Source organism: Haloferax sp. Atlit-10N (genome assembly GCF_003586325.1).
Classification (GTDB): Archaea; Halobacteriota; Halobacteria; order Halobacteriales; family Haloferacaceae; genus Haloferax; species Haloferax prahovense.
This window is the reverse complement of sequence record NZ_PSYX01000112.1, coordinates 1-524: the sequence shown is the minus strand read 5'-3', so window position 1 is coordinate 524 and position 524 is coordinate 1. Positions and strand designations below refer to the sequence as shown.

Genomic DNA, 524 nt, shown 5'->3' with positions numbered 1-524 from the left:
GCGCCGATGATAACGAGGAGGAGCGTAACAAGTCGCGTGTCGTCTGAATTTGTCGGCATATTGTGATCCCTCCGTGAGTTTGGGTCTCAAGTAATACTACGTCCTAACTATTCAATGCGGTTGTGCCTTCGACCTGCGTGTTCCACCCACCGCTAATCTTTTGAATTCACACTCTCAACGGCTCTAACCTGAACTATCTGAAGGAAAACTGCAAAAGATGATCCGTACGACGATACATCTATGCAGGTGACGATGGTCGAGGGCATCTTCGAAGCCCTCCGAATCGGTGTTGGGTTCCTCTGGACGGCGGCGTGGGCGATCATTATGGGACTCACGATCACGAGTCTCGTCCAGGTCTACGTCTCCAAGGAGCGAATGGCACAGGTGCTGGGCGACGGTGATCTGAGCGGGCTCACCAAGGCGACTGCGTTCGGGGCGGCGAGCAGTGGGTGCAGCTTCGGTGCCGTAGCCATCGGGAAAGGTTTGTTCAAGAAGGGGGCGCACGCGGTCAACTTTCTCGCGTT

1 protein-coding gene is annotated in these 524 nt (G+C 55.2%); it reads left to right on the top strand.

Annotated features, from left to right (window positions below; translation table 11 throughout):
- Positions 1-240: 240 nt before the first annotated feature.
- Positions 241-524 (top strand): permease (locus C5B91_RS21420; protein ID WP_199708895.1); only part of this gene is annotated, 284 nt, incomplete at its 3' end.